The sequence below is a fragment of the Streptomyces sp. NPDC050842 genome (assembly GCF_044456565.1).
In the GTDB taxonomy this organism is placed as follows: domain Bacteria; phylum Actinomycetota; class Actinomycetes; order Streptomycetales; family Streptomycetaceae; genus Streptomyces.
The window spans coordinates 513,002-530,468 of record NZ_JBITGA010000003.1; the positions used below are offsets into that span (position 1 = coordinate 513,002).

The 17,467-nt window shown below is 71.4% G+C and carries 15 protein-coding genes; 12 read left to right on the top strand and 3 right to left on the bottom strand.

Features of this window, described 5'->3' with window-relative positions; genetic code table 11:
• The first annotated feature begins 3 nt into the window (after positions 1-3).
• From ACIBG6_RS11475 to ACIBG6_RS11485, 3 genes are all read left to right on the top strand, one after another.
• Positions 4-906 carry a ribonuclease Z gene (locus ACIBG6_RS11475; RefSeq protein ID WP_399222346.1) on the top strand — a complete coding sequence of 301 codons (903 nt, stop codon included), beginning with the start codon at positions 4-6 and terminating at the stop codon, positions 904-906.
• A 10-nt stretch (positions 907-916) separates the two neighbouring features.
• Positions 917-1,927, top strand: a complete 1,011-nt coding sequence (locus tag ACIBG6_RS11480; RefSeq protein ID WP_399222347.1) for an adenosine deaminase — start codon at positions 917-919, stop codon at positions 1,925-1,927.
• Between the two features lie 425 nt (positions 1,928-2,352).
• Positions 2,353-5,067: a hypothetical protein gene (locus ACIBG6_RS11485; RefSeq protein ID WP_399222348.1), complete on the top strand. Its 2,715-nt coding sequence runs from the start codon at positions 2,353-2,355 to the stop codon at positions 5,065-5,067.
• 133 nt (positions 5,068-5,200) lie between these two features.
• Here the strand turns inward: ACIBG6_RS11485 and ACIBG6_RS11490 are convergent, their stop codons facing one another.
• Both ACIBG6_RS11490 and ACIBG6_RS11495 read right to left on the bottom strand, forming a co-directional pair.
• Positions 5,201-5,947 (bottom strand): class I SAM-dependent methyltransferase, encoded by a 747-nt coding sequence (locus tag ACIBG6_RS11490; RefSeq protein WP_399222350.1) that lies wholly within the window; start codon positions 5,945-5,947, stop codon positions 5,201-5,203.
• Between the two features lie 221 nt (positions 5,948-6,168).
• On the bottom strand, positions 6,169-7,512 hold the full coding sequence (locus ACIBG6_RS11495) for an MFS transporter (protein ID WP_399222351.1): 1,344 nt from the start codon (positions 7,510-7,512) through the stop codon (positions 6,169-6,171).
• Between the two features lie 257 nt (positions 7,513-7,769).
• On the opposite strand from ACIBG6_RS11495, the gene ACIBG6_RS11500 reads away from it, so the two are divergent.
• The 5 genes from ACIBG6_RS11500 to ACIBG6_RS11520 all read left to right on the top strand — a co-directional run bounded on the left by ACIBG6_RS11500 (position 7,770) and on the right by ACIBG6_RS11520 (position 12,251).
• Complete coding sequence (locus ACIBG6_RS11500) at positions 7,770-8,894, top strand: carbohydrate kinase family protein (RefSeq protein ID WP_399222353.1); 1,125 nt, start codon at positions 7,770-7,772, stop codon at positions 8,892-8,894.
• Between the two features lie 105 nt (positions 8,895-8,999).
• On the top strand, positions 9,000-10,082 hold the full coding sequence (locus ACIBG6_RS11505; RefSeq protein WP_399222354.1) for a PhoH family protein: 1,083 nt from the start codon (positions 9,000-9,002) through the stop codon (positions 10,080-10,082).
• Between the two features lie 12 nt (positions 10,083-10,094).
• A complete protein-coding gene (gene ybeY, locus ACIBG6_RS11510; RefSeq protein ID WP_141297996.1) occupies positions 10,095-10,592 on the top strand; it encodes an rRNA maturation RNase YbeY in 498 nt (165 codons plus the stop codon).
• Positions 10,593-10,596: 4 nt separating this feature from the next.
• On the top strand, positions 10,597-11,892 hold the full coding sequence (locus ACIBG6_RS11515; RefSeq protein WP_399222355.1) for a hemolysin family protein: 1,296 nt from the start codon (positions 10,597-10,599) through the stop codon (positions 11,890-11,892).
• A 5-nt stretch (positions 11,893-11,897) separates the two neighbouring features.
• Positions 11,898-12,251, top strand: coding sequence for an MmcQ/YjbR family DNA-binding protein (locus tag ACIBG6_RS11520; RefSeq protein WP_399222356.1), 354 nt, complete (start codon positions 11,898-11,900; stop codon positions 12,249-12,251).
• A 1-nt stretch (position 12,252) separates the two neighbouring features.
• On the opposite strand, the gene ACIBG6_RS11525 is transcribed toward ACIBG6_RS11520, so the two are convergent.
• Positions 12,253-13,647 carry an MFS transporter gene (locus ACIBG6_RS11525; RefSeq protein WP_399222357.1) on the bottom strand — a complete coding sequence of 465 codons (1,395 nt, stop codon included), beginning with the start codon at positions 13,645-13,647 and terminating at the stop codon, positions 12,253-12,255.
• A gap of 184 nt (positions 13,648-13,831) precedes the next feature.
• Here ACIBG6_RS11525 and ACIBG6_RS11530 point away from each other — a divergent pair, with 184 nt between their 5' ends.
• The 4 genes from ACIBG6_RS11530 to ACIBG6_RS11545 all read left to right on the top strand — a co-directional run bounded on the left by ACIBG6_RS11530 (position 13,832) and on the right by ACIBG6_RS11545 (position 17,364).
• Complete coding sequence (locus ACIBG6_RS11530; protein WP_399222686.1) at positions 13,832-14,653, top strand: helix-turn-helix transcriptional regulator; 822 nt, start codon at positions 13,832-13,834, stop codon at positions 14,651-14,653.
• Between the two features lie 132 nt (positions 14,654-14,785).
• Positions 14,786-15,148 (top strand): cytidine deaminase, encoded by a 363-nt coding sequence (locus ACIBG6_RS11535; RefSeq protein ID WP_399222358.1) that lies wholly within the window; start codon positions 14,786-14,788, stop codon positions 15,146-15,148.
• Between the two features lie 210 nt (positions 15,149-15,358).
• Positions 15,359-15,838 carry a hypothetical protein gene (locus ACIBG6_RS11540; protein ID WP_399222359.1) on the top strand — a complete coding sequence of 160 codons (480 nt, stop codon included), beginning with the start codon at positions 15,359-15,361 and terminating at the stop codon, positions 15,836-15,838.
• A 191-nt stretch (positions 15,839-16,029) separates the two neighbouring features.
• Positions 16,030-17,364 carry a beta-xylosidase gene (locus ACIBG6_RS11545; RefSeq protein ID WP_399222360.1) on the top strand — a complete coding sequence of 445 codons (1,335 nt, stop codon included), beginning with the start codon at positions 16,030-16,032 and terminating at the stop codon, positions 17,362-17,364.
• The last annotated feature ends 103 nt before the right edge of the window (positions 17,365-17,467 follow it).

Genomic DNA, 17,467 nt, shown 5'->3' on the forward strand with positions numbered 1-17,467 from the left:
CCCGTGTCCGTACGCGAACTGGTCGTCCTCGGGACCGCCAGCCAGGTCCCGACCCGGCACCGCAACCACAACGGCTATCTGCTGCGCTGGGACGGCCAGGGCATCCTCTTCGACCCCGGCGAGGGCACCCAGCGCCAGATGCTGCGCGCCGGGGTCGCGGCGCACGACCTCGACCGGATCTGCGTGACGCACTTCCACGGCGACCACTCGCTGGGCCTGGCCGGGGTGATCCAGCGGATCAACCTCGACCAGGTCCCGCACCCGGTCACCGCCCACTACCCGGCGAGCGGGCAGCACTTCTTCGAGCGGCTGCGGTACGCCACGGCCTACCGCGAGACGGTGAAGCTGACCGAGGTGCCCGTCGCCGCCGACGGGCCGCTCGCGGTCACCGAGGCGTACACCCTCGACGCGCGCAGGCTGTCGCATCCCGTCGAGTCGTACGGCTACCGGATCACCGAGCCCGACGGGCGCCGGATCCTGCCCGAGCGGCTCGCCGCGCACGGCATCAAGGGCCCCGACGTGGGCCGGATCCAGCGCGACGGCGTGCTCGGCGGCGTGACGCTCGACGAGGTCAGCGAGGTCCGGCGCGGGCAGCGCTTCGCCTTCGTCATGGACACCCGCCTCTGCGACGGGGTGCACGCGCTCGCCGAGGGGGCCGACATGCTCGTCATCGAGTCGACCTTCCTCGACGAGGACGTCCGGCTCGCCACCGACCACGGCCATCTGACGGCCGGACAGGCCGCGGCGGTCGCGCGGGACGCGGGCGTACGCCACCTCGTCCTGACCCACTTCTCCCAGCGCTACAGCGACCCGGCCGAGTTCGAGCGGCAGGCGCGGGCGGCCGGGTTCGACGGCGAACTGAGCATTGCCCAGGACCTCATGCGGGTCCCCGTACCGAAGAGATAGAGCACCACCCATGCCCCTCCCCAAGGCCCTTCCCAAGGCCGAGCTCCACCTCCACATCGAAGGCACCCTCGAACCCGAGCTGGCCTTCGCGCTCGCCGCGCGCAACGGCGTGACCCTGCCGTACGCGGACACGACCGCGCTGCGCGAGGCGTACGAGTTCAGCGACCTCCAGTCCTTCCTGGACCTCTACTACGGCCTGATGGCGGTCCTGCGCACCGCCGAGGACTTCACGGAGCTCGCCGACGCCTACCTGGAGCGGGCGGCGGGCCAGGGCGTCCGGCACGCCGAGATCTTCTTCGACCCGCAGGCGCACACGGCCCGCGGAGTCCCGATCGGCACCGTGATCGAGGGCCTCGGGGCCGCCCTCGACCGGGCCGGCGAGCGGTACGGGATCTCGACCCGGCTCATCATGTGCTTCCTGCGCGACGAGTCCGCCGAGTCGGCCATGGCCACCCTGGAGGCCGCGAAGCCGTACCTGCACCGGATCACCGGCGTCGGCCTGGACTCGGCGGAGGTCGGCCACCCGCCCGCGAAGTTCCGCGAGGTGTACGAGGAGGCCGCCCGGCTCGGGCTGCGCCGCGTCGCCCACGCCGGCGAGGAGGGCCCCGCGGAGTACGTCCGCGAGGCCCTGGACGTCCTCGGTGTGGAGCGCGTCGACCACGGGCTGCGCTGCATGGAGGACCCGGAGCTCGTCGACCGGCTGGCCCGAGAGCGGGTGCCGCTCACGCTCTGCCCCCTGTCGAACGTCCGGCTCCGCGTCAGCGACACCCTCGCCGACCACCCCCTCCGCGCGATGATGGCGGCGGGCCTGCTGGTGACGGTGAACTCCGACGACCCGGCCTACTTCGGCGGCTACGCGGGCGACAACTTCGACGCGGTCCGAACGGCCCTGTCCCTGGAGCCGGAACAGCTCCGCGCCCTCGCCCGCAACTCCTTCGAGGCCTCCTTCCTGGAGGACGACGAACCGCGCAGGGCCCGGTACCTCGCGGAGGTGGAGGCCTTCGACTTCGGCGCCTCCTAGGGCTCTCCCAGCGCTCTCCGGTTTCGATGACCGCGCCTTCGCACCGGCCGACCATCCGATGATTCTTCGGCGGTGATCGCCCGGTCGAGCGCACTTGCAAGCGGTGTATGCGGGCATGCGTGTTGCCCGTTTCGGGTCCGATGGCGAGTGCCATCATCGGGCAAAAATCCGCTCCTCTATCAATGGGGCCGTGAGGCCTTGAGGAGGACCATCGCATGTCAAGGGTCGGTCGGTGCGCGCGTCTGTTCGCCGCACTTCTGTTGATGCTCGTGGGCTCGGCCGCCGTAGGCGCCACTTCCGCCCACGCCGCCACCGAGCAAATCACCGTGAGCCTCTATCGGGTCGTCGAAATCTCCTGTGACGAGGGAGACGGCGAGGCGTGTGGGAACGACTACTATCCGAAATTCGAAATCGACCATCAAGGGTTGTTCGACGGGAAGGACGACTACTGCTGCGCCCATGGGGCCGACTTCAGGACCAACTGGGTCCGGACGGCGACCGTGGACACCAGCCACAACCCCGTCGACATCCACTTGGAGCTGTGGGACCAGGATGACCTGAGCGCCGACGACCCCGTCCGGTGGGTCGGTTCGAGCAACGACCTCAACCTCTCATTCGACCTGATGACCTGCACCTTCACCGGCGGCGGTCTGACCGGTCAACAGGGAGCGGGGGTCCCCACCCTGGCCGGTGAGAGCGAGGGCCCCGTGGCCCGGGGCTACTTCACGATCACCACACCCTCGTGCGTGAGCATGGCGAACAGTGTGGACAGCGACGGCGACGGCCTCATGAACACCTGGGAGGTCCCGGGCAGGGGCTACGACTTCGACACCGACGGGACCGTGGACCTGCCCCTGGGGGATCAGCCGTACGGGGCCGTCCCCTACCGCAAGGACCTGTTCGTCGAGGCGGACTACATGGCCGAGACCAAACCGCAGGCCGATGCCCTCGCCGACGTGGTCAAGGCGTTCGCCGAGGCTCCGGTCGACCCGTACCCCGATCCGGCCGACGCGACGAAGACCAAGTTCCGGGGCGTCAACCTCCATGTGACGGAGGGAGAAGCCGTCACGACCGTGAACCCCCTCATGTGGCGGTCGGACGGCCCTGGCACGGCGGACGACTTCAACGACCTGAAGAGCGGGAGCCCGCCGGGCCCTTGCACCGGATTCTTCGGCTTGGCAGCCGATCGGTCCAGTCCCAACTGCGCGAACATCCTGAGTGCGAAACGCCAGGCCTTCCGCTACATGCTCTTCGCCATCAGCTTCTTCGACGGATCCACGCCGCCCAAGGCGTCAAAGGCGTCGGGCAGTTCCGAGTGGACCTCCGTGGGCCCGCAGGGCGGTAACGATTTCATCGTGACCCTGGACACCTGGGATTCCTCGACGATCGAGAAGATCGGCGCACGCAGGAAGGCCGAGGCCGCCACCTTCATGCACGAGCTCGGGCACACGCTGAGCCTGGGACACGGCGGCGACGACGCGGTCAATTGCAAACCGAACTACCTCAGCGTCATGAACTACACGCTGCAGTTCGCGGGCAGGGACCCCGCAAGGCCGCTGGACTATTCCAGCGCGGCCCGGGGCACGGCCCTCGGGACGACCCCGGCCACGGTGCTCGACGAGGCGAGCCTGAACGAGAACAACGGCGTGTACGGGACGCCCTCACCCGCGCGCAACACCGTCTACGGAGTCGCCGGCAAGCTGCGCGTCGCACCCGCCACGAACGGTCCCATCAACTGGAACGAAACCGGCGGCGACAAGGAATCCGCCGTCCCGGCCGACATCAACTACATCCAGTCCATCGGTCCTGACGACGGCGGATGCAGCAAGGCCAGCCCCGGCCAGAGCCTGGGCGGCTTCGACGACTGGGCGAACATCCAGTACAACCCCCGCCTCAACGCCGGGTTCTTCGCCGACGGTGACCGCCCGCTCCTGCCGGAGCTGACCGAGGAATCGGTCCGCGCCATGTTCCAGCAGGCCGACCTCAAGATCGCCAAGTCCTCCGACGAAGCCGACGCCACCGGCGGGGACACGGTGCACTACACGACCACCGTGACCGACCTCGGCCCCGGTACCGCCACGGGCATCCACGTGGACGACACCCTGCCCGACGGCAGCACCCAGCAGCGCTCGCTCGCCGACCTGGCCAACGGCGCCACCGCCACGGTCACACCGGCCTTCACCTACCTCGTGCCGTGCGACACGGCAGACGGCACGGTCCTCACCAACCGCGCAACGGTCACCGGCACCGACACCGAGGGCGTGCCCGACCCGTACACGGACGACAACACGGCACGGGCGACCACCACCGTGCACGCCCCGGTCCTGACCGTGGACAAGGCCGCCACGGCCACCGTCGACGCGGGCCAGGCCATCACGTACACCCTCACCTACGCGAACACGGGGAGCGGCGCCGCATCCGGCGTCACCCTCACCGACACCCTGCCGGCAGGCGTGTACTACAGCCAGGCCCTCGATCTCGGCACCGGCCCCAGGCCGAGCTCCGTGACCCTCAACGACGACGGCACCCGGACCCTGGTCTGGAACGTCGGCAGCCTCCCGGCGCACTCCGGCGACCGGCAGATCGTCTTCACCGCGAGGCCGACGCTCCTGGCCCTGGCCGGCACCACCTACACCGACACCGTGTCCGTCGGCTACAAGAACGCCGGCGGGGCGTGCACCTTCGCGCCCGTCACGGACTCCGCCACCACCACCATCACCGTGACGCCGCCCAGCCGCGACCCGCTCTCCCAGGGCTACTGGAGGAACCACCCGGGGCAGTGGACCGCCGAGTTCCTGGCCCGCGTACAGGCCACCGACCAGCGGTACGACACCGACCGGAGCGGGGCCCTGTCCGCCGCCGAGGTCACCGCGGCCTTCCGTGACGACAACGCGCCCAAGAGCATCCTGGGCAAGCAGCTGTTGGCCGTCTACCTCAACCTGGCCACCCGGCGCATCAACGCCGGAACGGCCATCCTCTCGCGTACCACCCAGTCACTGGGCCTTCACAACGTCCGCGAGGCCGTGATCTACGCACAGGACACGCTGCTCCTCCCGGTGAACTCCGGCACCGCGCAGCGCTACAGCAGGATCATCGGAGTGCTGGACGACATCAACGCCAACAGGATCGAGCAGTACTGACGGCTGCCCGAAAGGCCTTCCGTACGCTCCGAGGCCCCGCTCCCCGCGCATTGCCGCGCCGGTGGCGGGGCCTCGCCGCGAGGCGTCCGCGCAGCCGCCCCGCCCTCCCCGCAGGGCGGCTCCGCGGACCGCGTCAGGCGCGGCAGCGCAGCAGTTCCAGCGGCGGGTTGGAGAGCATGTCCGCCCAGAACTCCTCGCCGTACTCGCGGATGCCGGCCTCGGACACCGACAGCGGGACCCACTCCAGCGCGCCGAACCCGGCCGCCTTCAGGGACTGCTCGTAGACCTCGCGGCGCGGGCACGTGGTGATGATGGTGATCGGCTGCGGGTCGAGGAGGGCCGTGAGCCGCCCTCGGCTGCCCGTCTCGATCTCCTCGCCGGTCGCCTCGATGCGGAAGCCGTACTTGTCCAGCGGCGGACCGTCGTACCGGTAGTCGGGCGTCTGGACGAGCAGGAAGAACTCTCCGCCCGGCTTCAGGTTCTTGTGGATGTTGCCGCACATCCGCTCCGTCTCGGCGACGTCCGCTGCGTAGTTGAGACACTGCACGCCCAGCGCGATGTCGTAGCGCCGGTCGAGCTGCCGCAGCGCGGCCACGTCGCCGACCTCGTAGACCACCCCCAGCGGGTCACGCTGGTCGATCTCCTGCGCGGCGGCGATCATCTCGACGGAGATGTCGACTCCGAAGACGTCGGTGGCGCCGCGCCGCTTGAACTCCCTGCTGTAGAAGCCGGTGCCGCACGCCAGGTCGAGGACCGACTTGCCGGTCACGTCGCCGACCAGGCTCAGGAAGCTCGGCACCTCCCCGTAACGCATCAGCGGCAGGGACTTGAAGCCCTCGAACGCCTCGCCGATCTCGTCGTACTGGTCCTGCACGTTCACGTGTTTCCCCCATCTACTCGTCCTGTAGGTGGCCACGTCGAACAGCCCTCCGGCAGGGGAGGGTTGTCCGTCAGCGGTCGTGGCAGTGAGTCTGCGCCCGCCCCGTCCGGCTGTCGTATGAGCGGATCACACAAAGAAGTTGGCCTTGTGACCCTCGTATCACCCAACAAGCAGATCCACCGCGGTTTGAACGTCGCAGGTGGCGGGGGGTGGAGTCGCCGCTATCCGCGGTCCGACGGACGCGCCAGGCGGAAGGCCGATTTCGCCGCGCGGCGGCGTGCCGTGCGCACGCGGAACTCGGTGACCGGCTGTTCCGGGGCACCCATCTGCGGGACGAGGGCGGAGGACGCCGAGGCCGTGCCCGCGAGGACCGCGGCCGGGGCGCCGCCGCGGCGCCGGACGGAGCCGGGGACGAGGGGGCGGCCGGAGGCGTGGCGGGCCACCGCCGCCATGGGGGCCGCGACGAGGAGGAGCAGGGCGCAGAGGACCACGCCCATGCCCGTGTACCCGGCGCTCTCCGAGAGCAGGCTGCCGACGACGGGGCCGCAGGCCACACCGAGGGAGGACGCCGAGCCGACGAGGACGGCCCAGCGGCCGCGCGGGTCGAGGGAGGCGGCGAGGCCGAGGAGATACGAGAGGACGACCGGGTAGACGGCGTTCCACAGGATCTCGCCGGTCGCGAAGGAGGCCAGGTTCCCGGCGGCCGAGCTCAGCAGCACACAGGCCGCGATGACGGCGGTGCCGACGCCGATCGGCACCGCCCTGCCGAGGCGCGAGCCGAGCGCGCCCGCCGCCGTGACCCCGACGAGCCCCGCGCCGAGCGCCGCCGCGAAGACCGCGCCGACCGTGACCTCGGAGAGCCCGGCCTGGGTGAGCCCGATGCGGCCGCTCACGCCCCAGAGCGCGTTCTGCGCGAGGGACCAGCAGAGGATGGCGCCGGCGAGCACCGCCCCGGCCCGGCGGTACGGGAGGGGGCCGGTGGGCGCGGAACCCGGGGCCGTACGGCTGCCGGTGCCCGCCAGGCGGTCCGGCAGCCGGCCCGTCAGCGGCCACACCAGGGCCGCCGCGCAGGCGATCGCGAGCAGCGGGGGCGCGTGGCCCGCGCTCAGGTGCGGCAGCGTGAGGTAGAGGGCGCCCGCGGTGGCCGAGACCGTCAGCAGGCCCAGCGACGAAGCCCGGTGCGGGTCGCGCTGCCCGGCGATCCCGGCCGCGGCGACGGCCGTCGCCGTACCCGAGCCGAGGCCGCCGATGACCGCGCCCGCGACCACCAGCGGTACGGCGTGGGTCGCGGCGGCGGAGCCGTACCCGATCGCCATGGCGAGCAGGCCCGCGCGGGCCGCCGTGCGGGGGCCGATCCGCTCGCCGCGCGCGGCGAGCGTGAATCCGGCGGTGGAGGATCCGAGCAGCAGCACGGAGCCGATCGAACCCGCTTGGGAGGGGCCGATGCCGAGCCCCGAGGCGAGGCGGCCGACGACGGTCGGCAGCAGGTACGGGGCGAGGTAACCGGCGGTGAAGAGGGCGACGAGGGCGACGAGGGCCCCCGAGCCGCGCAGGCGCGACGACATGGGCGTTCCCGGGAACGAAAAGGGGGAGGGGTGGAGCGCCCGGTGGTGCAGGGAACACGGGGTCGCGGAACCATGTGTATCAAGCAGGTGAGTTGCCCGAGAAGGTGGTATCCGAGGGTAAAGTATGTGATCTGCGTCACCATCGGTTTGGCGTGCGGGTTTGCGGGTATGTGGCGGACCTTCCTCGTGCGTCCCACCCGTCACCCGGCCCCCATCGGGCACACTGATCTGATCCGCACCACGTCCGGGGAGCCGCCGTGAGCACAGCAAGGGGAGACCAGCCGCAACACCACGCCGGGGTCGACCCGTTGGTGTGCCTGCGCGAGCCCACCGACCCCGACTGCGACGTCTTCCTGACCGGCACCGTCTTCCTCGACATCATCTTCACCGGCCTCGACAGCGCCCCCGTCCGCGGCACCGAGTCCTGGGCCCGCGGCATGGGCTCCAGCCCCGGCGGCGTCGCCAACATGGCCACCGCCCTCGCCCGCCTCGGCCTGCGCACCTCCCTCGCCGCCGCCTTCGGCGACGACCACTACGGCGAGTACTGCTGGGACGCCCTGGAGCAGGGCGAGGGCATCGACCTGACGCTCTCCCGCACCGTCCCCGGCTGGCACTCCCCGGTGACCGTCTCCATGGCCTACGAGGGCGAGCGCACGATGGTCTCCCACGGCCACGAGGCCCCGCCCGACGACGCCGCCGGCGCCCTGCCCGCCTACCCGCCGCACGCCCGCGCCGCCGTCGCCTCCCTCGTCCCCGGCCGCGGCGAGGAGTGGGTCGCCCAGGCCGCGCGCGGCGGCGCCAAGGTCTTCGCCGACGTCGGCTGGGACGACACCGGCCACTGGGACCTGGCGGGCCTCACCGACCTGGAGCACTGCGAGGCCTTCCTGCCCAACGCCGCCGAGGCCATGCGGTACACCCGCACCGACTGCCCCCGGGCCGCCGCCCGCGCCCTCGCCGACAAGGTCCGCTACGCGGTGGTCACCCTCGGTGCCGAGGGCGCCTACGCCGTCGACGGCGCCACCGGCGAGACCGCCGAGGTCCCCGCCATCCAGGTCTCCGCCCTCGACCCCACCGGCGCCGGGGACGTCTTCGTCGCCGGCTTCGTCACCGGCACCCTCGCCGACTGGCCCCTCGCCGACCGGCTCGCCTTCGCGGGCCTCACCGCGGCCCTCTCCGTCCAGGAGTTCGGCGGCTCGCTCTCCGCCCCCACCTGGGGTGAGATCGCCGCCTGGTGGCAGCACGTCCAGGGCCACGCCAAACAGGACCCCGAGGCGCTGCGCGGCCGTTACGCCTTCCTGGAGCGGCTCCTGCCCGCCCCCGCGCGCCCCTGGCCGCTGCGCCGGGCGGTCCCGACGATCGGCTTCCGTGCGGCCGCTTCGTAAATCCCTTCGGGCTGTGGCTACCAAGTCGTAGGCTTGGAAGCCGAGAGGTTGTCGAGCAGCGAGAACCCTGCAACGGGAGGTATGCGCAGGCCACAGTGCCGGCCCATGACTCAGACACCCACAGCCCACGACGGAGCGTCCCTCGACGGGACGTCCGACCAGGCCCGCGCCCACTTCACCGTCCCCGCCAAGCATCCGATGGTGAGCCTGCTGGGCTCCGGTGACGCGCTGCTCCGCGTCATCGAGAAGTCCTTCCCGCGGGCCGACATCCATGTCCGGGGCAACCAGGTCAGCGCGGTCGGGGACGCGGCGGAAGTCGCCCTGATACAGCGCCTGTTCGACGAGATGATGCTGGTGCTCCGCACCGGTCAGCCGATGACGGAGGACGCAGTGGAACGTTCGATCGCCATGCTCAGGGCGAGCGAGAACGGATCGGCGGACGGCGGCGGCGAGACCCCCGCCGAGGTGCTCACGCAGAACATCCTCTCCAGCCGCGGCCGCACCATCCGCCCCAAGACGCTCAACCAGAAGCGGTACGTCGACGCGATCGACAAGCACACGATCGTCTTCGGCATCGGCCCCGCCGGTACCGGCAAGACCTACCTCGCCATGGCCAAGGCGGTCCAGGCCCTGCAGTCCAAGCAGGTCACCCGGATCATCCTGACCCGGCCCGCCGTCGAGGCGGGCGAGCGGCTCGGCTTCCTGCCCGGCACGCTCTACGAGAAGATCGACCCGTACCTGCGCCCGCTCTACGACGCGCTGCACGACATGCTCGACCCCGACTCGATCCCCAAGCTCATGGCGAGCGGGACGATCGAGGTCGCGCCGCTGGCCTACATGCGAGGCAGGACGCTCAACGACGCGTTCATCATCCTCGACGAGGCGCAGAACACGAACCCCGAGCAGATGAAGATGTTCCTCACCCGCCTCGGCTTCGACTCGAAGATCGTCATCACCGGTGACGTCACCCAGGTCGACCTGCCGAACGGCACGAAGAGCGGTCTGCGCCAGGTCCGCGACATCCTGGACGGTGTCCAGGACGTCCACTTCTCGACGCTCACGTCGCAGGATGTCGTCCGGCACAAGCTCGTCGGCCGTATCGTCGACGCGTACGAGCAGTACGACCTCCGCAACGAGAGCCGCGACGACAGCCGCGGCGAGCATCGGCGCGGCCGTAACGGGAAGTAGAACGCAGAACACATGTCGATCGACGTCAACAACGAGTCCGGTACCGAGGTCGACGAGCAGGCGATCCTCGACATCGCCCGCTACGCGCTCGCGCGCATGCGCATCCACCCGCTCTCCGAGCTCTCGGTGATCGTCGTGGACGCGGAGGCGATGGAGCAGCTCCACATCCAGTGGATGGACCTGCCCGGGCCGACGGACGTCATGTCCTTCCCGATGGACGAGCTGCGTCCGCCGGCGAAGGACGACCAGGAGCCCCCGCAGGGGCTCCTGGGCGACATCGTGCTCTGCCCCGAGGTCGCCACCCAGCAGGGCAAGGACGCGCCGACGGAGCACTCCATGGACGAGGAGCTCCAGCTCCTCACCGTCCACGGCGTGCTCCACCTCCTCGGGTACGACCACGAGGAGCCCGAGGAGAAGGCCGAGATGTTCGGCCTCCAGGCGGCGATCGTCGACGGCTGGCGCGCGGAGAAGGGCCACACCGGCCCGTCCCCGGCGCCGACCGTCTCCTGACCCGATGGACGTTTCGCTGATCCTGGGCGCGGTCGCCCTGGTCGTCGTCGCCTGGCTCGCCGCCTGCGCCGAGGCCGGTCTCGCCCGCGTCACCAGCTTCCGTGCCGCCGAGGCCGTACGGTCCGGGCGGCGCGGGGCCGAGAAGCTCGCCCAGATCGCCTCCGACCCGACCCGCTATCTCAACGTGGCGCTGCTCGTCCGCGTCGCCTGCGAGATGGCGGCCGGCGTCCTCGTCACGTACGCCTGCCTCGAAGCCTTCCCGGAGACCTGGGAGGCGCTGCTCGTCGCGATCGCCGTCATGGTCCTCGTCTCGTACGTGGCCGTCGGCGTCTCGCCGCGCACCATCGGCCGCCAGCACCCGCTGAACACGGCGACCGCCGCCGCGTACGTCCTGCTGCCGCTCGCCCGGATCATGGGGCCGATCCCGCAGCTCCTGATCCTCATCGGCAACGCGCTCACCCCGGGCAAGGGCTTCCGCAAGGGCCCCTTCGCCTCCGAGGCCGAGCTGCGGGCCATGGTCGACCTCGCCGAGCAGGAGTCGCTGATCGAGGACGACGAGCGCCGCATGGTGCACTCCGTCTTCGAGCTCGGAGACACGCTCGTACGGGAGGTCATGGTGCCGCGCACCGACCTCGTCTGCATCGAGCGGTACAAGACGATCCGTCAGGCCCTCACGCTCGCGCTGCGCTCAGGCTTCTCCCGGATCCCGGTCACCGGCGAGAACGAGGACGACATCGTCGGGATCGTGTATCTGAAGGACCTCGTCCGCAAGACGCACATCAACCGCGACTCCGAGGCGGACGTCGTGTCGACCGCGATGCGGGCCGCCGCCTTCGTCCCCGACACCAAGAACGCCGGCGATCTGCTGCGCGAGATGCAGCAGGAGCGCAACCACGTCGCCGTCGTCATCGACGAGTACGGCGGCACGGCCGGCATCGTCACCATCGAGGACATCCTGGAAGAGATCGTCGGCGAGATCACCGACGAGTACGACCGCGAGCTGCCGCCCGTCGAGGAGCTGGGCGAGGGCCGCCACCGCGTCACCGCCCGCCTCGACATCGGCGACCTCGGCGAGCTGTACGGTTTCGGCCCCGACGAGTACGACGACGAGGACGTCGAGACCGTCGGCGGACTCCTCGCCAAGGCCCTCGGCCGCGTCCCGATCGCGGGCGCGAAGGCGGTCGTGGAGCTGCCGGACGGCCGCTCGCTGCGCCTCACGGCGGAGTCCCCGGCCGGCCGCCGGAACAAGATCGTCACCGTGCTCGTGGAACCGCAGGAACCGACGGAACCCGAGGAGTAGCCCGCATGACCCCCGACGAGCTGCGCGCCTTCTGCCTGGACTTCAACGACGCGACGGAGGAGTTCCCGTTCGGCCCGGAGGCCTCCGTCTTCAAGGTCGCCGGGAAGATGTTCGCGCTGTCGTGGCTCGAAGGCAGGCCGCTGCGGGTCAACCTCAAGTGCGACCCGGACGAGGCGGTACGGCTCCGCGAGGAGCACCCGGCCGTCGCCCCCGGCTATCACATGAACAAGCGGCACTGGAACACGGTGACCGTCGGAGAGCTCCCGGACCGGATGGTCCGGGAGCTCGTCGAGGACTCGTACGACCTCGTCGTCGCCGGTCTTCCCAAGGCGGTACGGCTCCGCCTCGACCGGCCCTGACTCACCTTCGGCGCAGGCCGAGGGCGACGAGCACCGCCGTACCGAGCACGATCGCCGCGTCCAGGGCGAGGACCGTGCGGACGCCCCCGTACAGGTCCCCGCCCGTGGTCGCGAGCACCCCGAGCAGCGGGATCCCGATCGTCAGCCCGACCTGCTGGGTGGTCGTCACCAGGCCGGTCGCCAGGCCCTGCTCCTCGTCCGGCACACCGGACGTGACGGTCAGTCCGTACGAGATGATCGCGCCCAGGTGGCACATCGAGGCCAGCGAGACGGCGACCGTCGCCAGGACCACGCCGCCGTCCTCGCTCACCCCGAGGATCGCGGCCGTCAGCAGGCCCTGCCCGACGAGCGAGCCCACGAGGACGCGGCGGGCGCCGATCCGGCCGATGACCTTCGGCGCGAGCATGCCGGCGACGATCGAGGCCACGCCCTGCACGCCGAAGACGAGACCGGTGGCGAAGGCCGACAGGTCCAGCGTCTCCTGGAGGTACAGGGTCAGGACGAAGACGACGGTCGACATCATCGAGAAGGTGATCAGACCGCCCAGGTTGCCGAAGGCGACCGTGCCCCGCCGCAGCATCGGCAGCGAGACCAGCGGGGCCGCGTGCCGGGACTCGACCCGGACGAAGACCGCGAGGAGCAGCACCCCCGCCACCAGCGTGACCTGCACGTCCGTACGGCCGAAGCCGTGCTCGGCGGCCGTCGACAGCGAGTAGATCAGGGCGAGCAGACCACTGGTGACCGTCACCGCGCCCGGCACGTCGAGCCGGGGCCGCTCGGGGGTGCGGGACTCGGGCAGCAGACCCGGCGCCAGCGGCAGCACGATCAGGGTGAAGAGGGCGAGCAGGCCCATCGTGGAGCGCCAGCCGAGGGTGTCGGTCATGACCCCGCCGAGCAGCATGCCGACGGTGAAGCCCAGCGAGAGCAGGGTGCCGGAGATGCCGAGCGCCTTGTCCCGCAGCGGGCCCTCGGGGAACGTCGTCGTCAGGAGCGACATGCCGGTCGGCACGATCGCGGCGGCGCCGATGCCCTGGAGGGCGCGCCCGGTGAGGAAGGCGGCCGGGTTCCAGGCGAAGGTGGCGAGCAGCGAGGCCGCGCCGAAGAGCGCGAGCCCGGCGAGGAAGAGCTTCTTGCGTCCGTAGAGGTCGCCCATCCGGCCGAAGAGGAGCAGGAAACCGCCGGACGGGAGGGCGAAGGCGGTGACGGCCCACTGGAGGGCGGACTGCCCGAGGCCGAGGTCGGCGCCGAGGACGGGCAGGGCCACGTTCAGGACGGAGAAGTCGAGCGCCACCATGAACTGGGCGGCGCACAGGACGAAGAGGATGAGCCGGTTGCGGCCGGTGAGGGAGGCCGGGGGAGCGGTGGGCGGGGAGGGGCGCGTGGTCGTCGTTGCCATGCCGACGACTCTCGTGCCACGGGAACAAGGGTGGGGAGCGGGTACTTATCCTGTTGGTCGTACCACCAGGCACCACGTACCAGCAGTCACCACAGGCATCCAGGGGGAGGAAGCAGACGTGGCCACCGCTCTAGAGGGCACCAGCACGAAGCAGCACCGCCTCGGCGAACTGCGCGAGTTCCTGATGAGCCGCCGGGCCCGGGTGAGCCCGGCCGAGGCGGGGCTCCCGGACGGCGGGGCGCGCCGCCGCACGCCGGGGCTGCGCCGCGAGGAGGTCGCGGTCCTCGCGGGGGTCGGGGTGTCCTGGTACCAGTGGCTGGAGCAGGGTCGCGACATCACGGTCTCGCCGCAGGTCCTGGACTCGGTGGCGCGCGTGCTGCGGCTGAGCCCGGCGGAGCGGCGCCATCTGTACGTCCTCGCGGCGCTCAACCCGCCGGCCCTGGAAGCCGCCCCGGAGGACCGGGACATGTGCCAGGGGCTGCGGCGGCTGATCGACACGTGGATGCCGTTCCCCGCGCACATCATGGACGTGTACTGGAACACGGTGATCTACAACGACGCCGCGGCGATCGTGCTCGGGATGCGGCCGGAGGCCCCGCAGAACTGCCTCGTCACCTTCTTCACCGACCCGCTGTACCGCTCGCGCATGGGCCACTGGGAGGAGCTCGCGCCCCGGGTCGTCGCCCAGTTCCGTTCCGCCTGCTCGGAGTGCCCGGACGACGAGGGGTTCCGGGCGGTCGTCGACGAGCTCAAGGAGCTGAGCCCGGAGTTCGCCGAGCTGTGGGAACGGCGGGACATCCTGCCGGGCGGCCAGAACCGCAAGGAGATGGAGCACCCGCTGGTCGGCACCCTGGTCGTCGAGGCCACGCAGCTCAGGGTCCCGGCCCGGCCGGACCTCGTCATCGTCATGCACACCCCGCTGCCGGAGGCCGACACGGCCGCGAAGCTGGAGTGGCTGGTCTCCCCGGAGGGCCGCCGCGGGGCGATGTACCCGGTCGCGGGCTGAGGCCCGCGAGAGCCCGGGGATGAGATCCGTCCGGCCCCGGGATGAGATCCGTCCGGCCCCGAGGTGAGATACGTCCGGTCGCGGGGTGAGACGGGGGCCGGGAGTTCGCGGGCCCCGACCTATGCTCGGGCCATGACACTCAGCAGCGAGCACGGCGACCTCGGCGCCGAGGACCTCAAGATCATCACCTTGGCGCGCAGCGCCCGCGCGCGCAACGGCGTGCCCGAGGGGGCGGCCGTACGGGACGAGACCGGGCGGACGTACGTGGCGGGGACCGTGGAGCTGGAGTCGCTCAAGCTGAGCGCGCTGCAGACCGCGGTGGCGATGGCGGTGGCCAGCGGAGCCCAGTCCCTGGAGGCGGCGGCCGTGGTGTCGAGCGCCGATGCGGCTTCGGCGGCGGACCGCGCGGCCGTACGGGACCTCGGCGGCCCGGAGACGCCGGTGCTGCTCGCCGGTCCCGACGGACAGCTGCGCGAGGCCGTCACCGCCGGCTGAGGGGCTGGAACAGGACATCGAGCGACATCGAGGGCCCGGCGGGGACGCCGGGCCCTTGCGCGTTTGTGAAGGATCACCGCATCTTCTCTTGCCTTCCCCGGCCGTCTGCGTCTCAATGAGCATCGGTTCGCCCGACGGACCGTCAGATATTCGCCATTCACGCAGTGTCCGCACCCCTGCGTTCGTCATCGGAAGGGGTTCGAACTCGCCATGAGAAGCAGAAGCACCTTAGGGACGGTCGCGGTACTCACCGGAGCGCTCGCCGCCGCCGGACTCGCCTTCGCCCCGACGGCCGGGGCCGTCGCACCGGGGTCGGCCACGGCGTCGTACGACTGCGGCAGCTGGGGCGGCGGCGTCGCCAACATCACCGCCACCCAGAGCGGCACGGCCGCGACCATGACGATCAGCACGGCCGTCACGACACCGATCGCGGTCGGTACCGACCAGATCAACGCCACGCTGACGCTGGCCAAGGCGGGCGGCGGCACCCGGGTCTTCACCGGGAAGAAGAACCCGGCGGTCGGCGCCGGGCAGCCCGTCACCATCGGCCCCCTGAGCGGGACCGTGGCCTCGGGCGACAGCCTCAACTCGTACTTCGCGGGTGTCGCCCTCAAGATGGTGATCTTCGGGGTGACGGTGAACTGTGATGCCGTGACCTCGCAGACGCCGGGCCCGTTCGTCTTCAGCTGAGCCCTGCCCCACCCCTGACCGGTGTCGCCGACGGCGGCACCGGTCTCTGGTGTGACCTGGGCGAATGCCGGGAAAGAGCTGATCTTGACAGAATCTGATGGGTCATCAGTCGGTGGTTTTCGATTCCATTGACTTCTCTCGGCCCGCAGCCGTGAATGGCGCCCTCTCATCCCTCAGGAGGGGGCCCACACATGGCACTCACCCGATCCCGGGCGGCGACCCGAAGACGGCGTTGGACCGCCGTCCTCGGCGCGACCGCCCTCGCGGTCGCCGCAGGCGGCGCCATCGCCGCTCCGGCCCACGCGACCGCCGGCTCCACCCCGGTGGAATTCCAGACGCGCTGCGTCCCGCCGCCGATCGCCGGCATCCCGCCCATCACGGGCACCACGACGGCCGACATCACGGTCGACAAAGCCGCGCCGAAGGTCGGCGACACGGTGACGGTGACGTACACGATCACCAAGCCCGCCGCGTCGAACCCCGTCGACCTCGCGCTCCCGGCCGACATCATGACCCCGAGCGGCAAGGTCGTCCTCGGCGGCGCCCAGACCGGCGCGGTCACCGTCACGGGACCCAAGAAGAACCCGCCCATCCCGGGCAAGGGCTCCTTCCCGGCCTTCTCCATGACCGGCACCTTCACGGTCACCGAGGCCGGATCGATCACCCTCTCGCCGGGCGACTACAACATCCACACCAGCTACCTCATGGAGCTGGACACCCCCTGTACGGTGCTCAACCCGCCCGCCCCGGTCTCCGAGACGGTCGTCGCGAGCCCTGTGACCAGCCCCAACGCCCGCGCACTGTCGCTCGACAGCGCCACCGGCGACCCCGGGGTGCGGGTGACCGTCAACGGCTCCAAGTTCACCCCGCTCACCGAGGTCACCGTCGTCGGCCGGGCCGGCGGCGCGGAGACCGCGGACAAGATGACCGTCACGACCGACAGCGAGGGCGGGTTCGCCGCGCGGCTCAAGGTCAACGACCCGGCGACCACCGGGATCGTGGCGTACGAGGGCGCGGCCTGGGACCCGGAGAAGGGCGCCGGACCCGCCGCGTACAAGGTCGTCGTACCGGCTCCGCCGAACAGCCAGACGATCACCGCGGCCGTCACGGCGGGCGAGCTCTCCATGAGCCAGGCCGGGGACGCCGTCGAACTGACCTCGGTCGACTTCGGTCAGGGCGGCGCGGCCACCGGCGACCTGAAGACGGTGACGGTCAAGGACTTCCGCGGCGGCCCCGCGGGCTGGTCCCTCACCGGCAAGGTCACCGACTTCACCGGCCCCGGCGGCGCCATCGGCGCCGGGAGCCTCAGCTGGACCCCTGCCTGCAGCGCCAAGGCCGGCAGCCCCAGCACCTGCGCGGCCGGCTCGGCCGGTCCCGTCGGCAGCGGCGGCGCGACCCTCGCCTCCACGCCGAACGGCACCCTCACGGGCGGCGAGTTCACCGTCGACGCCAAGCTCTCCCTCGACGTCCCGGCGTTCACCGCGCCCGGCTCGTACGCGGGCGTGCTGACGCTGACCCTGTCCTGACCACCCGGCGGGGGGGGGCGGGGGGCCCCCCCCCCCGCCCCCCCCCCCCCCCCGCGGGGGCCCCCCCCGCCCCCCCCGCCCCGCCCCCCCCCCGCCCCCGGGC